Origin of the sequence: Marinobacter sp. RI1 (assembly GCF_041155085.1) — a bacterium.
Classification (GTDB): domain Bacteria; phylum Pseudomonadota; class Gammaproteobacteria; order Pseudomonadales; family Oleiphilaceae; genus Marinobacter; species Marinobacter nauticus.
On record NZ_AP031605.1, the window covers coordinates 3,282,214 to 3,296,268 of the forward strand.

At 51.6% G+C, this 14,055-nt stretch carries 16 protein-coding genes; 1 reads left to right on the top strand and 15 read right to left on the bottom strand.

What is annotated here, in order from left to right:
- Nucleotides 1-121: 121 nt before the first annotated feature.
- The 13 genes from ACAM27_RS14815 to ACAM27_RS14875 all read right to left on the bottom strand — a co-directional run bounded on the left by ACAM27_RS14815 (nucleotide 122) and on the right by ACAM27_RS14875 (nucleotide 10,888).
- On the bottom strand, nucleotides 122-478 hold the full coding sequence (locus tag ACAM27_RS14815; RefSeq protein WP_369612209.1) for a hypothetical protein: 357 nt from the start codon (nucleotides 476-478) through the stop codon (nucleotides 122-124).
- A 157-nt stretch (nucleotides 479-635) separates the two neighbouring features.
- On the bottom strand, nucleotides 636-1,559 hold the full coding sequence (locus tag ACAM27_RS14820; RefSeq protein WP_369612210.1) for a hypothetical protein: 924 nt from the start codon (nucleotides 1,557-1,559) through the stop codon (nucleotides 636-638).
- A 102-nt stretch (nucleotides 1,560-1,661) separates the two neighbouring features.
- A complete protein-coding gene (locus ACAM27_RS14825; RefSeq protein ID WP_369612211.1) occupies nucleotides 1,662-2,072 on the bottom strand; it encodes a hypothetical protein in 411 nt (136 codons plus the stop codon).
- 115 nt (nucleotides 2,073-2,187) lie between these two features.
- A complete protein-coding gene (locus tag ACAM27_RS14830) occupies nucleotides 2,188-3,675 on the bottom strand; it encodes a helix-hairpin-helix domain-containing protein (RefSeq protein ID WP_369612212.1) in 1,488 nt (495 codons plus the stop codon).
- Nucleotides 3,675-4,421, bottom strand: a complete 747-nt coding sequence (locus ACAM27_RS14835) for a hypothetical protein (protein WP_369612213.1) — start codon at nucleotides 4,419-4,421, stop codon at nucleotides 3,675-3,677. The genes ACAM27_RS14830 and ACAM27_RS14835 overlap by 1 nt, the downstream gene beginning before the upstream one ends.
- 122 nt (nucleotides 4,422-4,543) lie before the next feature.
- Nucleotides 4,544-4,981 carry a hypothetical protein gene (locus ACAM27_RS14840; protein ID WP_369612214.1) on the bottom strand — a complete coding sequence of 146 codons (438 nt, stop codon included), beginning with the start codon at nucleotides 4,979-4,981 and terminating at the stop codon, nucleotides 4,544-4,546.
- A gap of 89 nt (nucleotides 4,982-5,070) precedes the next feature.
- A complete protein-coding gene (locus ACAM27_RS14845; protein ID WP_369612215.1) occupies nucleotides 5,071-5,673 on the bottom strand; it encodes a hypothetical protein in 603 nt (200 codons plus the stop codon).
- Nucleotides 5,674-5,761: 88 nt separating this feature from the next.
- Nucleotides 5,762-6,942 (bottom strand): IS3 family transposase gene (locus ACAM27_RS14850; protein ID WP_369612216.1). Its coding sequence is split into 2 segments (ribosomal slippage): nucleotides 5,762-6,643 and nucleotides 6,646-6,942, totalling 1,179 coding nucleotides; the frame shifts between segments, so codons are not numbered across the junction.
- Between the two features lie 97 nt (nucleotides 6,943-7,039).
- Nucleotides 7,040-7,273: a hypothetical protein gene (locus tag ACAM27_RS14855; RefSeq protein WP_369612217.1), complete on the bottom strand. Its 234-nt coding sequence runs from the start codon at nucleotides 7,271-7,273 to the stop codon at nucleotides 7,040-7,042.
- A 187-nt stretch (nucleotides 7,274-7,460) separates the two neighbouring features.
- Nucleotides 7,461-8,075 carry a DUF4145 domain-containing protein gene (locus ACAM27_RS14860; protein ID WP_369612218.1) on the bottom strand — a complete coding sequence of 205 codons (615 nt, stop codon included), beginning with the start codon at nucleotides 8,073-8,075 and terminating at the stop codon, nucleotides 7,461-7,463.
- Between the two features lie 92 nt (nucleotides 8,076-8,167).
- On the bottom strand, nucleotides 8,168-8,572 hold the full coding sequence (locus ACAM27_RS14865; RefSeq protein ID WP_127560380.1) for a hypothetical protein: 405 nt from the start codon (nucleotides 8,570-8,572) through the stop codon (nucleotides 8,168-8,170).
- Nucleotides 8,573-8,912: 340 nt separating this feature from the next.
- Nucleotides 8,913-10,037, bottom strand: coding sequence for an IS91 family transposase (locus tag ACAM27_RS14870; RefSeq protein WP_369612219.1), 1,125 nt, complete (start codon nucleotides 10,035-10,037; stop codon nucleotides 8,913-8,915).
- Nucleotides 10,037-10,888 (bottom strand): tyrosine-type recombinase/integrase, encoded by an 852-nt coding sequence (locus ACAM27_RS14875; RefSeq protein ID WP_369612220.1) that lies wholly within the window; start codon nucleotides 10,886-10,888, stop codon nucleotides 10,037-10,039. Before ACAM27_RS14875 ends, ACAM27_RS14870 begins: the two co-directional genes overlap by 1 nt.
- 471 nt (nucleotides 10,889-11,359) lie before the next feature.
- On the opposite strand from ACAM27_RS14875, the gene ACAM27_RS14880 reads away from it, so the two are divergent.
- Nucleotides 11,360-12,082, top strand: coding sequence for an SGNH/GDSL hydrolase family protein (locus ACAM27_RS14880; protein ID WP_369612221.1), 723 nt, complete (start codon nucleotides 11,360-11,362; stop codon nucleotides 12,080-12,082).
- Nucleotide 12,083: 1 nt separating this feature from the next.
- Here ACAM27_RS14880 and ACAM27_RS14885 read toward each other — a convergent pair whose 3' ends face one another.
- The gene (locus ACAM27_RS14885; RefSeq protein WP_014420874.1) at nucleotides 12,084-13,079 is read right to left on the bottom strand and encodes a branched-chain amino acid ABC transporter permease; all 996 of its coding nucleotides are present in this window, start codon (nucleotides 13,077-13,079) and stop codon (nucleotides 12,084-12,086) included.
- Between the two features lie 2 nt (nucleotides 13,080-13,081).
- A complete protein-coding gene (locus ACAM27_RS14890; protein ID WP_014420873.1) occupies nucleotides 13,082-13,969 on the bottom strand; it encodes a branched-chain amino acid ABC transporter permease in 888 nt (295 codons plus the stop codon).
- Between the last annotated feature and the right edge of the window lie 86 nt (nucleotides 13,970-14,055).

Genomic DNA, 14,055 nt, shown 5'->3' on the forward strand with positions numbered 1-14,055 from the left:
AATCTTTCTCCTGAAAACTAACGCCTGAAGGCAGCGCCCTTTCCATGGCGCCGAAGGAGCTATGGAAAGGGCGTCCGGCGGAGGCCGCAGTCCCGAACGAACTACAACAATTTGTTAGGGCTTAGTCTGCGCCTCGATTGATGTAGAAGAACTTCAGAGAACACATTGTCGCAGACGCCCCTAAGAAAAGCGTGATTGCAACGAGCAATGGTTTAATGGCATCGCTTGAGCCAAAGATCAGCAATAGACCCGAAATGACTCCAATCAGCACTGAACATAGGGCAACTGCCAGTGAGATCCTATTGATAAGATCGAGCACGCTCGATGAACCAGACATGAAAATCCCCATGTAATGTGGAATAAATCCGAAAAGTGTCGCACCAATAACGAAAGCAAAGGCCAAGCCCGCAAGCGCTGCCGGAAGAGCTTCCACCCAGGGCTTGAGGGAGTTATCAGCTCCCACAACGACCACCGCCAAGAAGACCCCGTAAATCGCAGAAGCGGTGAATCCGGAATAGACGAGCCTACGTCTCAACATCTTGCAATTGCCCTAACGCCAGCCAGCATGCGCGGCTACGGAATGGAGGCGAAGCCGCAATGTAGTAGCCGTCGCCGTGACTGGCATTGTTATGTGGTTACTTCTCCGCTTTTCCCGACACATAGCGTTTACTCAAATTCTTGATCGGCTTATTTGCATCTGTAAGAAGGCGATAACGTTCTGCAAACTCCGGGATAAGTGAAGAGCTAGCTTCATTGTGGCTGCGACCACCATCAGACCGACATATGATGGCAATGCCGGGGTTTACAGCGTCTGGACCAAATTTATGTTTCACACGATCTAAGGCGGACGAGACCATATTGAGAGCTTGCTGAGATGATTCTTGTGTTTCCTTTTGGGTAACACCATGAATGTGACTAAGCCGCTCGACATAATCCCGAAGCATCTGAGTAAGTGCCAATCGTTCACCTTTATCCTCCAACTCTGAAGCCACTGACCTCTTGAACTTCTTATCAGCTATCAACTCTTCGACACGGATCTTGGGCGCAATCGTAAACTCAAGATTCTTCTCTAATTCACTTTCTCCAACCCAGGAGCGTTTGAAAGAAACCATGTGGACCGGGAAGCCCCTATGTTGCGTGTAGTTTCTTAACGCCTCCATCATTCGGTAGGAAAATGAACTATCGTAATGACTCGCTTTTGTTGAAGGAAAGAAATCAGGAACAGCATCTGCTTTCAGTATTTTCTTCAGGTGATGCCCTCCGTGGTCCAAATAGGCTCTGGCCGAAGCGAGAAAGTTTACTACCATACGGTTGATCTCACCCCGCTCTCGCTGGAACTCATGGTAGGTCTTTTTCTCACCCATTAAATCTGTAAGCGCAGCTTTCAAGAGGCACTCCTCATAGTCCCTATAGTTTGAAAGGAGATACTGCATCTTCTCTTCAAACAAAATAGTCTCTATCAGTTGCGTTTTGGCTTCCAAATAAGCCTTGTACTCTTCAGGGCTAATCTGGATATTTTGATTCTTGTCAGGAATCAGCGGTTCGAGAAAATAGTTCATATCACCACATAACGCCGAAGCACAGCGGCGACCTTGGAGTGGCGACGAAGGAGCCACGTAAAGGGCGTCCGGCGGCCACCGGCCGCGAACTGCTGCGCCTTGTTAATTGGATACCTCAATGTACCACTTGGGCTTGATGCGCCCGAAATCCCGGCGAACGTTTGATTTCAGTGTCTTTTTGGAGTCGAGCACCTTTGCCTCACCATTTTCTCGAACGAACAAAGCCCAGTGCCAAAATGGCTTGCCCTGCTCTATTCGCCATTTAATGGCGAGAAGGGCCTTATTTGGCAACTGCTCCCACGATTCGAATGGTGTTTCTTTGGAAGAAACGTAAACACCGAATTCTCGCAGAAGGGTTCGGACGTACTCCGTGTCGGACCAGAGTGATGTGTCTGATGCGTGAATGCCAAGAGCGCTGGCTTTCTTTGTGGCCTCAGCATAGCTGAGACCCGCCAGTGCAGCGGAGGCCGCGATGCCACAACCCGTCACTTCTTCTTGGACGACAACTTCCATATTTTTACCAATTAACGCCAATGTTCAGCGGCCGGTTTGGAGGCGCACCGCGCCGAAACCGGTCCGGTAGAGGCCCGATAGGGCCGGAACGTACTGCAACCACTTGTTAACCGTGTTACATCCATACTGCTTGGTTCGTCGTACTTCTAATTCGTTTCAAAGTTTTCTCGCCAATTCGTTCAATCTCAGTTATTTCCTCGTCAGGAGTTTCGAGCAGATTTTCAATAGTTCCTATGCCCTTTTCCTCGAGCTTTTGAATCATTAACGCTGTCAACCCATATGGGTAGGCGTTAGATTTGGAGAGGATTTTGATCGGTTTTCTTAATATATCAAGGTCATGATCTTCACCAACGTCGGGTAACTCTATATCTAGCAACTCGCTACCTCGATGAAACTCTAAAGCTCTATCATCACCTTGCTTCCATTTTGCATAATCATCAGAACTGATTCTTCCATTTGGCATATACTCAGAAAGTATGCATGCATTAAGCATATACCGGGTTCCACGTCCTCGAGATTTCATAACCCGAGAAACTTCTCTACGTGAAATAAATCCAATATACTCCAATATCTCAATAGGCTTGCTATATTTATGGCAAACCTCTCTCAGTATGATTACAGTTCTTTCATTGCTGGCACCTACTTTTTCAAACAATAACGAGGCAATTTCTTCAGCTGGGCCAACCATTGCCTCATACATACCGAGCTTGGGCTTAATTTCCTCTAAAAGAGGCCAAAAATAGTTACTTGACAATTGCTTAAATGATTCGGATATATGTGAAAACGCAATACTTCTTGATTCAGACGCTATGCTAATAATTTCATTACAAGCGAATAGAAAAGCCCTCATATTCCCGAGGACAGACTGGCCGACGAGATCACAAAAATCTTGCTTAGGTAAAGATTTTGAGAACCTATCCGGACTCAACGAATTGCTAAATCTCCGTTCAACAACTTCTTCAAAGACTTTTGAAAAATCAGGCAACTTTTCCGACCGATTCACGTCAATTACTGTCGCATCATTATAGACATCAAATCTAGTGCCAAAACGAGTTACACCAGGATAGATAGATGCTTTACATGAAATGTAGCTATTTGAAAGAGTCCTGAATGCGTCAAAAAAATCATTGAGGTTAGCTTCTCTGCCAATGTGGGCGGCATCATCAAAAAAAAGAACTAGTCGTTTGTCCTCTTCGGAAGATAGCGTAGTCAACTCATCTTGCAAATCGACTATGGATTGAATGTCGGTAGATAAAACCTCTTTATCAAAGCTTCTATTAGCCTCTCTGGCTATCAGCTTGCAAAGAAGTTTTATGTAGGCGTCACCAGTTGCTCTTAATAAGTCTAGATGTCTTAGACTTACATAAATTCCAATAACATTACTATCTTCATTTTTTGGATATAGACCTAAATGCGCTTCGATCATTAGCGCACTTTTCCCAGACCCCCTCGCTCCCTTGAGCAAAACTGGACCGTGAGCTCTCAACTTAGATATATTTTTACGATCTTGGGCTGTAAAAAAATGAAGCTCTTCAAAGCTATTTAAATCAAAATCTTCTGCAGCCAAGACAAGAGAGTTTTCTTCATGTGCATCATGTTCCATCAGTTAACCTCTAATTCTTTAGCTGACTTATATAATGAAAAATTGGTAGGCATATCGTTCCTAGCATACGCATGAGGAACGAAAGAAACTATCAGGCCAAGAGTTGCCACCACATAAATAGTCTCATTGAGCCTGCTCACAACGGTATCTCTATCTAGAACTGAATCAATTGGAATCAATAATTCGTGATGGATCCCTTTAGACAACGTAGAGTATAAGCTACTAAGTTGAGTTATCATTTTCATAACAAGTGGCTTAGCTTCCAAGCTTGTAAGCTCTTGATGCCATTCTCCAACTGCATCTTCAGTCGCTTCATCTAATAGATTTTGCGCACTGTTCGTCAGCACCAGATCGACGCTATATCTGCCCAGAATGGCGCGAGTGGGGTTGGCAAGAGATTTATCATCCCATAAATTAGATACTTTCTCTCCCATGACATCACCCTGCCACTTAAGTGACGCTTTCTGAGGTCGCTCAAGTTCATAGTCTGGTTGAGTTTGTCTACCTTTAGTTATCAATATTCTTAATGGATCTAATTTGGCCAACATTGCAGTAGTAGCTAACTCCATCAGTGCTCGACCAAGGTAGGGACCATAGAGTGTCAATTTTTCATCAGGTTGACTTGGTAAATCCTGGATTTCTCTTACTACTTTGTTTATTGATGATTGTAGGTGCGAAAGTATTTGATCAATATCAGCACCGCTATCCTCATAATTGCAAAGTAATTTGGCTAAGCACTCAGCCATAAATACCCCATTTTTTCACCTATAAAGCCTATGCTCTCGATTCCTTGAATAACTACAGTTAGCGCCAGTGGTAATGGGCGCAAAAGGAGCGCAGCGTAGTTGGCCTCCCGTTCACCACTTTGTTAAACAACCCTCTGAAATTCTTTGCGCTGGATTTTGAAGGTCATAATTGCAAAAAGCATCAATGTGCCGAAAATCATCAGGGTGACAACCGCCGCAGAGAATGGTCCCCACAAAGTCGTGATGGCACCTGTGCTTTTGAGCACCGCCATTACTAGGCAAATTACTGAAAATATCAGCCCAATCAGGGACAAAGCTAACCCGCATTCCCGCTCGTATCGATCTTTTACATTCTCGCCAGCGAATACCCTTGGTACTTCACGGATGCAAGACGCCCAGATTGATACGCAAAAGAAGGAGAATGCCGGCAGGTGAAAACTGACCGACGAATTCGGCACAGAAAACGCCAGGATCGCAATCCAAATCATGACGGGGACAATAGCCAAGAACACCTCATAAGAGGCCCAAACGATCGACTTAACGAAATCCGATTTACTCACCAATTCTCCTTTGTGTTTAACGCTTGCAGTTGCGGCAGGTACGCAGTGCAACGGAGTAACTGTCCGACAACCTGCTTTTGTTAAGGGGTTTATAGCACCCCTTCCTTGTTAAGCTGGCTTTGTAATTTTTCGACCTCATTCAACATCTCTTGGACATCGAACTCTTCACCTCGAAAAATATACCGGGCTCCAGTTGGGTTAAATGTCCTCATTCTGTCCTTGTCGTCAATACCCACGATGGCCTTAGGATCCCCAATCATGTCCGAAACTATGTTGCGTCTTGGGCTGTTTGCCTCCCAGTCATCCAGCCTTTCATCATAGTGTTCTAAGTGGTCTCGCAGCCTGCGGTCTTTAAGGAGATGAGCATCATCAAGTTGTAAAACAGCCTTCAGCGCCTTCGCGCGCGCCACTCTCGGGAGCTTATGACACCTTTTGGAGAAATCTGAGGAACTCTCCTTTTTCCGTTTTTGGGGTAGTGGAGGCCAAAGAATTCGGGAGATATTGCTAGTGTGCGTCAAAAAACTGTGAAGCCCACGAAAAACCTCGCTGTGATGAAACCTTGATTGGTCTGAAGTCAGATCTTGGCCGCGCGAGGCCTGAAGTGCAGAGTTCACCTGGTGGATAGCGCCTATTGCGAACTCACACTGTTTCTTTAGCTCCATCGAGAATACTGACTTCACATGTTCATCCATGCCTACCCCTTAACGCCAGTGGTAATGGGCGCCAACGGAGCGCAGCGTAGTTGGCGTGGACTTCCCCCAATAAAATGGACACGCCCCATCAATGGATTCCTTCGAACTCTATCGGAGTCCGGTAACCAAGACCACTGTGCAGCCTTTGGCTGTTATAAAAGCTCTCAATATAGTTACTTATATAGTTCCGTAATTGCCGCATCGTCACGAAGCTCGTGGCGTGCAGCAACTCGCCCTTCAGTGTCTTGAAGAAGGACTCCACCTCAGCATTATCCGTACACTGTCCTGGGCGGTTCATGCTGTGCCGTACCAAGTATCGATTCAGCAGAGCTTGGGTCTTATGAGCGCGATATTCGATACCACGATCCGTATGGAACAATAGGCCCGGGGACGGTTTCCGGCTCGCGAAGGCTTCCCTGAGCGTTGCCCTGGCAAAATCTGCGCTCAGATTCTCACCAAGCCGCCAACTGATGATGCGTCGGGAATACAGATCCAGCACAACCGCCAGGAACACATATTTCTTGCCCAGCTTGATGTAGGTGACATCGCTGCTCCACTGCAAATTCGCTGCGACCGGTTTGTCGGCCTCCAGTCGATGATTGGGCAAGGCTTTCAGGTCTTCCCTCAGCTTCCTCATTCGGCGATACACGCGAGCAACACGGGCTTTCATTCCCCATTCCCGCATGACCCTCGCAACCCGGTTCTCGCCGACAACCAGCCCCTCTCGACGCAGAGCCTGGTAGACCCGTGGACTGCCATAGCGGCCTTTGCTGTCGTTGTAGACTCTTCGAACCTTCAACAGTAAATCAGCATTCTCAGCAGCTCTCTGACTGGGCTTGCGGTTTGCCCAGGCGTAGTAGCCAGACCGAGAGATGTTCAGGTGACGACACAGCGCCTTTACTCCGTGTTGTCCTCGGTGTTTCCAGACGAATCTGAACGCTTCCGTCGTTCCTCTGCCTGAAAACGTTGAAACTTTTTTAGGATGTCATTTTCCTCCTGAAGCTCCGCTATCCGGCGTTTCAGACGGTTGATTTCATCCCTCTCTTTCATCAGCTTTTTGGCTTCATCAGGCGCTTTCTTGACCCGTTTCATGGCGAACTTTCCCTCTCGGTATTCCTTTCGCCAGCGTGACAGCATGAAGGGGTGTATATCCAGCGCTTCCGCTACGCCTTTCACGCTCCGGTGCGCCTGGTAGCTCCATTCCACCGCTTTGACCTTGAACTCAATGCTGTACCTTTGGGTCTTCTTCCCCGTGTTCATTGCAGGCATCGTTCTTCTCCCTCTTCGGAGTTATCGATGCGTGTCTACTGAAGTGGGGGAAGTCCAGCGTCCCGTTGACCACCTTGTTATATCTTGGCGTCCACACCTAGATTGCGTGGTCCTTGTATTTGACGACAAACTCACGAGCCTCTTCCAAGGTATCTGGATAAGGCACGGTGTCATGGTGGCCATTTCCAACACGGATTTTCTGGAAGCGAAACCCATGCTCAAACAGGAACTGTATCTTGGCCCATTGTTTTTTATCTAACTTTTTGGGGGCCTTAAAATGGCGACCAAAGTTGTGGGCAGGTCCACCGCAGTCTGGGCAAGTCAGTGTCAATGGACACTCCTCTGCCAAATTGAACTCACGCTTGAACGACTTGCAGCATGAAAGGCACGCAAAAGCCATGTTGTACGGAGTAGGCATACTGCTCACCTAAAGATATAACGCTTTTGTTTAGCGGCGCACATGTAGCGCAGCGAAATGGGCGTCCGGTGTAGGGCCGGAGGCCCGGAACGAACTACAACTATTTGTTAGCTTTTTTCTCTGTCCGGGCCATAAAATTGTCAAACTTTTCTGTCAAAACAAAGACATACTCACATATTGCCACGACGAAATCCAAAAGATCGCGGGCATCTTTCGGATTAACTTTCTCGTCACCGGCGTGCGCTGCAATGTTCCTATGCTTGTGGAGCTCTTTACCCCAGTTATGAAGACGGCTGTCAATTATTTCTCTGTCTTTGAGCTCCGCGAGTGCGCCGTTGAGACTTTTCCCTTTGGTTTTATAATGTCGACATACTCCTTCCAGTGCCCTTCCCGCCATAGCAGTGGATGCAATATAGGCATTAGCGGATAGGCACCTCTGGGCTTCTTCGATCGAAGTACGTATCCCTTCTGGGATCACTAAAGAAATATATTTTTTCTGCTCTGGCCAAAGGCGATCAGGCTTCTCCAAAACATAATCGCCTTCCGGACCTACCGGCCACTCGTATTGGCCTGCCACCAAAGAATTTTTGCACGAGGGACACTCCAATAAAGAGACATGGAAGGGACCTGGATCTTCCTCCGGATCAAAGGCCTCATGTGTCGCAATGACCTTCGCATCCACATTGGCTTTGCAGTAGTTGCACTCAATGATCATCACATTCCCTCAGAAGCTAACGCTTGCAGCATGCGCGCCCATGGAATGGAGCCGAAGGCGCAATGTAATGGGCGTCGCCGTGCCTGCACTGGTTAGGCATCGATGCCTCCTCCAACGTCTCGCTTCAACTTCTCTAGAGTCAGGCGCGCAATTTCATCTTGCACCGGCTGAACCTCAGTGTGCCATTTCTTGAATCCGTACCACATCATCCCAAGTCCAGCTGCGAGAATTACCGCAAGACAAACCATAAACGTTCTCTTGTTGATGGTTGCAATTTCTAGCTTCCGGTCTAACACCAAAAATCGCGCCTCTTCTGGCACGGAGCGCACTGGATCGGCTTTCAACGTTTCATATTCAACTGCTACTTCAAATGCCAAATCATTAGTTGACTTATTCACATAAAGCATTGCACCGATTGAGAAAACGGTCAGGAGAAGCCCAAACAATGCATAGAACTTGTAGATGTTGTCAGTCGGCAGCGGAACACGATTTTCCATTCGGAATCCTAGGATTTGGTTTTGGCCTAACACTGAAGCATTTAAAGGTCGTGCACAGCATGACCTTTAAATGTGCGTTGGACTAAGCCGCTGCCACCGAGGCCTGCGGGCAACGTATAAGGGTAAAGTAAAGATTGGACAGGCGATGGAGCGGCAACCCGAGCGGGTAAGTGCGCTTGCCGGAAGTGTGTATCGTCCTGATGGTCGCCATAACATGCCTCTTCCCTGGATAGTTTTGGTCAGACTACCCCGCTGATTCTGTAATTTCCAGTCACAACCCGAGTTGGGGCCCAGCTCCTCCGGAACTGTAAAACTCACCACAAGCCGCCAGTAACAGCGGCTAACCCGTCACGAGTCCCTTGACGTTAAACCGGGGAATCTGCCGAACCATATGAACCACGCCGTCCTCGCACCGAGGGCACGGCCAACTGCGTTGAGACTCTGAGCCATTCGCCACGTCAACATCGGCCTCGGGTGGCTTTTGAAGGGCCTGATGAATGACAGTCAGCTTTCGCCCGCGGGTTCGGTTACTCAGATAGCCAAAGTGGCGGATACGCATGAATCCCTTGGGTAGGATATGCATCAGGAAGCGCCGGATAAATTCCGCCCCTTCCATCTGCAGGCTCTTCTGGCGCCCGTCTTCCCGGTAATCCTTATACCTGAGTAGGATCCGGTCGCCATCCTGTGACACCAAACGAGCGTTGCTGATGGCAATGCGGTGGCTGTAGCGAGCCAGGTAATCCACCACTGTCTCCGCCTGATTCAGGCAATGGCGAGCGTAAACCACCCACTCCTTCTGCATGACTTCGTTGAGTATGCCGTCGATCGCATCCGGATCCTGGAGCCTGTGAAGTTCGCCGGTCCTGACCGAGTGCCGCAAGGACGACACCATTCGGCCACGAAAGCGGCGGGACAGCGCCCTGACCGGGAACAGATACTGATGCTTGGCACGATGCCACTCTCCCGCCTCTGTCAGTGCACCGCCCGGAATCAGGCAATGCACGTGAACGTGGCGACTCAGGTTCTGCCCCCAGGTATGGAGGACGGCGGTCATGCCCAACTCCCCCTGCAAGTGTTTGGTTTGGTACCCAAACTGGCTGAGCGTGCCCCACACCGACTCAAACAGGCGACGGTAAACCACGTCCGGGTGCACCTGAACCCACCCATTCAGGGCATGGGGCACAGTAAACACCAGATGGAAGTACGGTACCGGTAGCAGTGATCGGCGCTGTCGTTCACACCACCGCTGACTGGCCCGTCCCTGACATTGCGGGCAATGCCGGTCACGGCAACCGTAGTAATGCACCGTTCGCGCTTTACAGTGATCGCAACGCATCTCCATGCCGCCCATTCGGGCGGTTCGGCAGTCCATCAGTCGGCGGCACACCTTGCGACGATGGCTGTCCAGGGAGTCTGTCGAGAGAAACTGGTTCAGTGCTGACTGGACCGTGACAGAGCCGGCCATCACGCCCTTCCCAGCCCCGCAAGCAAGTCGGCGGGCGGACGGTTCTGGGAGGATACGCCGGGCAACCAGTGCAGGTAACGCTCGGTGGTGCGCAGCTCACTGTGGCCCAAATACTTCTGTAACTCGTTGAGCGGTAAACCCTGTTCCAACTGATGGGTCGCATAAGCGTGGCGTAGACCATGGATACCGCCATATTTCTTCACGCCGCTGCGGTGCTTGGCGTGACGGTAAACCCTCTGAGCCGTGGTAACGGTCACAGGCTGACCGACGAGCCTTTCACTTGGAAACAACCAGAGCGTGGGGCGCCCAAGGCACCAATACGCCCGTAACACGTCGAGTAGCATGCCCGTCAGGGGCACCATACGATCCTTGCCTCCTTTTCCGTTCTGGACATGGAGCAGGCGACGCTCTCCATCAATGTTCTTTACCTGCAACGTCACCGCTTCACTCACGCGCAAGCCACAGCCATAGGTCACGGATAATAGTGCGCGATGCTTGGGGTTCTGAATCGCCTCCAATATCAGTGCAACCTCCTGGCGAGTCAGTAACTCGGGGATACGCTGTGGTCGCTTGGGCAATACCAGGTTCACATCAAAGTCTGCCCAATGCAGCACCTGCAGATACAGGAATCGAATACCGTGCAAGTACAGCCGACAGCTGGCCGGCGCTAGGGAACGCTCCTGGACGAGGTGATTGAAGTAGGTCTGCAAATCCCCAACGGCCAACTGGTCCGGGGATCGGCGGTAATACCGCGCCAAATCGGTGACGACGTAGAGGTAACTCTGCTGGGTCTTCGGGGAAAAGCCATGCTGACGCATGGCCTGGATCATAGCCTGACGTAACGGTGTCATGGCGGCATCTCCTCTTTTGACTGGCCCACTTGGGCCATTCAAAAGTATCCGCCAACCACCCTCACTCTGAGGAAATTCTCAGTCTCACCGCTACCGCGAAGCGGTTTAGTTCAACAGCTAATTATACGAACCCGTTCGTATAACACACATTCGTATAACTCCAAAAATCGCGGCCCTAAAAAACCCCAGCTTCACCAATAAAATCAGCAGATTACCTGAACCCACCACGGCTACCGCCGGAGTTATACGCCCGTGTTCGAGCCACCCCTGCTCCAGATTGGGGGCGTATAACTCCGCACGCCCCGATATTCCTTTTCAAACTTATCAGAAGGTTAGCAACATTTCCCGGTACCTTCCCGGAGTTTTGCGAACGCGTTCGTATAACTCCGGGCTTTATGTTGTTTCTGGCTGGTTTGGCATGGGGGAATCCTGCAATACTTGGGCTTTACCCTCGCTGAAAGAGACTCCTTTATGCACGCGCCTTTCTGGCTGACTACGGCTTTGCTGTTTCCGGTGTTGCTCTATCAAGGCAAGCGCGCCCGGCGGGTGACGCCACGGCTGCCAGAGGCCACTGGGGATTGCGCAGGCCAGTACGGCGAGGGAGAGCCCGTTTTCCGGTTACTGGTACTGGGCGAGTCCACTGCGGCGGGCGTGGGGGTTGAAAACCACGCCCAGGGTCTGGCAAGCCAGTTGGCGTTGCAGTTACATCAACGCACCGGGCTCTGTATTGGCTGGTCTACCTTTGGGGTGAATGGTGTTCGGCTGGGTGCGCTGCTTGATGCGCTGGGCTCCGCCGACTTGCCACCGGCAGATGCAGTATTACTGAGCATGGGAGTAAACGACACTACCGGTTTCACTCCACGGTTCCGGTTTCGCCGGCAACTGATTCAGCTCCGTGAAACCCTGGCAGCCCGGTATCAGGCGCCCATTACGTTGCTCAGCGTGCCGCCCATGGACAAATTCTCGGCGTTGCCGGCACCCCTGCGCCAGGTTATGGGATGGCGGGCGCGGCAGTTGGACAGCGTGTATCAGGTGCTTGCGACAAGGAACCCGGAAGATTTCCGGTATCTGGGTTACTCCACCGTGTCAGACCCTGCCCTGCTCGCCCGGGACGGCTACCACCCGAGCGACAAGGGCTACCGCGCTATCGCGCAGGCGTTGGCCGAACAGGACTGGGGGCTGCCGCCCCCGTAACTCATCCCAGGTTCTTGCGCATGAATTTCTGCAGCTCGCCCACAATCCCGCTGCGGAAGGCCAGTACCGTCAGCACAAAGATGCCGCCGAGGATCGGGTCTACCCAGTCGCGCAGCGGCCCCTGAGACAGCTGGTATTCAATGTTTACCACAAAGGTGGCGCCCACCACCGGCCCAAGCAGCGTACCCATGCCGCCAACCAGGGTCATCAGGATGACCTCGCCCGACATATGCCAGTGGGCATCATTGAGAGACGCCAGCTGGAACACCACGGATTTCATGGAGCCGGCCAGGCCCGCCAGCGCGGCGGAAATCACAAAGGCCAGGATCTTGTAGCGATCCACGTTGTAACCCAGCGAGACCGCCCGCGGTTCGTTCTGCTTGATGGCTTTCAGGATCTGCCCGTACGGGCTGCTGACAATGCGTTGCACCAGCAGGTAACAGGCGATAAACACAACCAGCACGAAGTAGTACATGTTGAGGTTGTCTTCGAGGTTAATCAGACCAAACAGCTCGCCCCGGGGGATGCCGTGCATGCCGTCTTCGCCGCCGGTAAATTCCGACTGCACAAAGAAGAAGAACACCAGCTGTGCCAGCGCCAGGGTCACCATGGCAAAGTAGATGCCTTGCCGGCGGATCGACAATAACGCAAAGGCCAGTCCCAATAAGGTGGCCGTGGCGGTACCGGCAATGATGCCCATCTCGGTGGTCAGGCCGGAGAAATGACTGAGCAGGTAGCCCGTAGTGTAACCTCCGGTGGCCAGGAAGGCCGCATGGCCGAAGGACAGCAGGCCGGTAAAGCCGAACAGCAGGTTAAAGGCGACCGCAAACAAGGCAAAACACAGGATCTTCATCAGGAAAACCGGGTACATCACGAAGGGCGCGGCCAGCAGCAACAGCAGTAGCACGCCGTTCACCATCAGTTTCTTGCGGTCCTGGATCTTTTGCTGCTCGACAATGGCCTTGTGGATATCGGCAGGGTTAACAGGCTGGTTCATGATTATGCCTCCTTACCGAACAGGCCGGTGGGTCGAATCATCAGCACCAGGACCATCACCAGGAAGATAACGGCCGAAGACGCCGGCGGGTAAAACGTTTTGGTGAGGCCTTCGATCACGCCCATCAGGATGCCCGTGATAATCGCCCCGCCAATGGAGCCCATGCCCCCGATCACCACCACCGCAAAGACCACGATGAGAATGTTGGACCCCATCACCGGGGTCACCGAGTAAATGGGCGCGGCCAGCACACCGGCGAAGGCGGCCAGCATGACGCCGAAGCCGTAGGTCAGGCTCACCAGCAAGGGTACGTTAATGCCGAAGCCCTGCATGAGCTGTGAGTCTTCTGTCCCCGCCCGGAGGTAGGAGCCCAGTTTGGTTTTCTCGATGATGAACCAGGTGCCGAAACACACCAGCAGGGCCACCACGATCACCCAGGCCCGGTAGTACGGCAGGAACATGAAGCCGAGGTTGATGCCGCCTTTAAACATGTCCGGCATGGAATAGCGCAGCCCGGACACGCCGTAGATATTGGTGAGCACGCCCTGGATGATCAGGGCCACCCCGAAGGTGAGCAGCAGGCTGTAGATATGATCCTGGCCGGCAATGCGCCGGAGCAGGAAGTATTCGATGAGCATACCGAAAGCGCCAACCAGTACGGGAGCGACGAAGAGCGCGACCCAGTAATTGACGCCCAGCAGGTCAAACAGAACCACGGTGACCAGGGCACCGAGCATGTACATGGCGCCATGGGCGAAGTTGATGATCTTCAGCAGACCGAAGATAACCGCGAGGCCAAGGCTTAACAGGGCGTAGAAGGCGCCGTTGATAATCCCGATCAGCAGCTGGCCAGACAGCACAGCAAGGGGGACGCCGAAAATCATGGTCATGTTGCTAACTCCACAAGCAGCGCAGACGTTGTTTTTGTTGGGGTGTTCGTCCGGGCGGGTACCCGGCGCCGGTCGCGCTTAGAGAC

Bases quoted from the DNA above. Each gene is read 5' to 3' on its own strand.
- ACAM27_RS14820 (WP_369612210.1), bottom strand. From the start codon at position 1,559: ATGAACTATTTTCTCGAACCGCTGATTCCTGACAAGAATCAAAATATC.
- ACAM27_RS14825 (WP_369612211.1), bottom strand. From the start codon at position 2,072: ATGGAAGTTGTCGTCCAAGAAGAAGTGACGGGTTGTGGCATCGCGGCC.
- ACAM27_RS14830 (WP_369612212.1), bottom strand. From the start codon at position 3,675: ATGGAACATGATGCACATGAAGAAAACTCTCTTGTCTTGGCTGCAGAA.
- ACAM27_RS14835 (WP_369612213.1), bottom strand. From the start codon at position 4,421: ATGGCTGAGTGCTTAGCCAAATTACTTTGCAATTATGAGGATAGCGGT.
- ACAM27_RS14845 (WP_369612215.1), bottom strand. From the start codon at position 5,673: ATGGATGAACATGTGAAGTCAGTATTCTCGATGGAGCTAAAGAAACAG.
- ACAM27_RS14860 (WP_369612218.1), bottom strand. From the start codon at position 8,075: ATGATCATTGAGTGCAACTACTGCAAAGCCAATGTGGATGCGAAGGTC.
- ACAM27_RS14865 (WP_127560380.1), bottom strand. From the start codon at position 8,572: ATGGAAAATCGTGTTCCGCTGCCGACTGACAACATCTACAAGTTCTAT.
- ACAM27_RS14870 (WP_369612219.1), bottom strand. From the start codon at position 10,037: ATGGCCGGCTCTGTCACGGTCCAGTCAGCACTGAACCAGTTTCTCTCG.
- ACAM27_RS14875 (WP_369612220.1), bottom strand. From the start codon at position 10,888: ATGACACCGTTACGTCAGGCTATGATCCAGGCCATGCGTCAGCATGGC.
- ACAM27_RS14880 (WP_369612221.1), top strand. From the start codon at position 11,360: ATGCACGCGCCTTTCTGGCTGACTACGGCTTTGCTGTTTCCGGTGTTG.
- ACAM27_RS14885 (WP_014420874.1), bottom strand. From the start codon at position 13,079: ATGAACCAGCCTGTTAACCCTGCCGATATCCACAAGGCCATTGTCGAG.
- ACAM27_RS14890 (WP_014420873.1), bottom strand. From the start codon at position 13,969: ATGACCATGATTTTCGGCGTCCCCCTTGCTGTGCTGTCTGGCCAGCTG.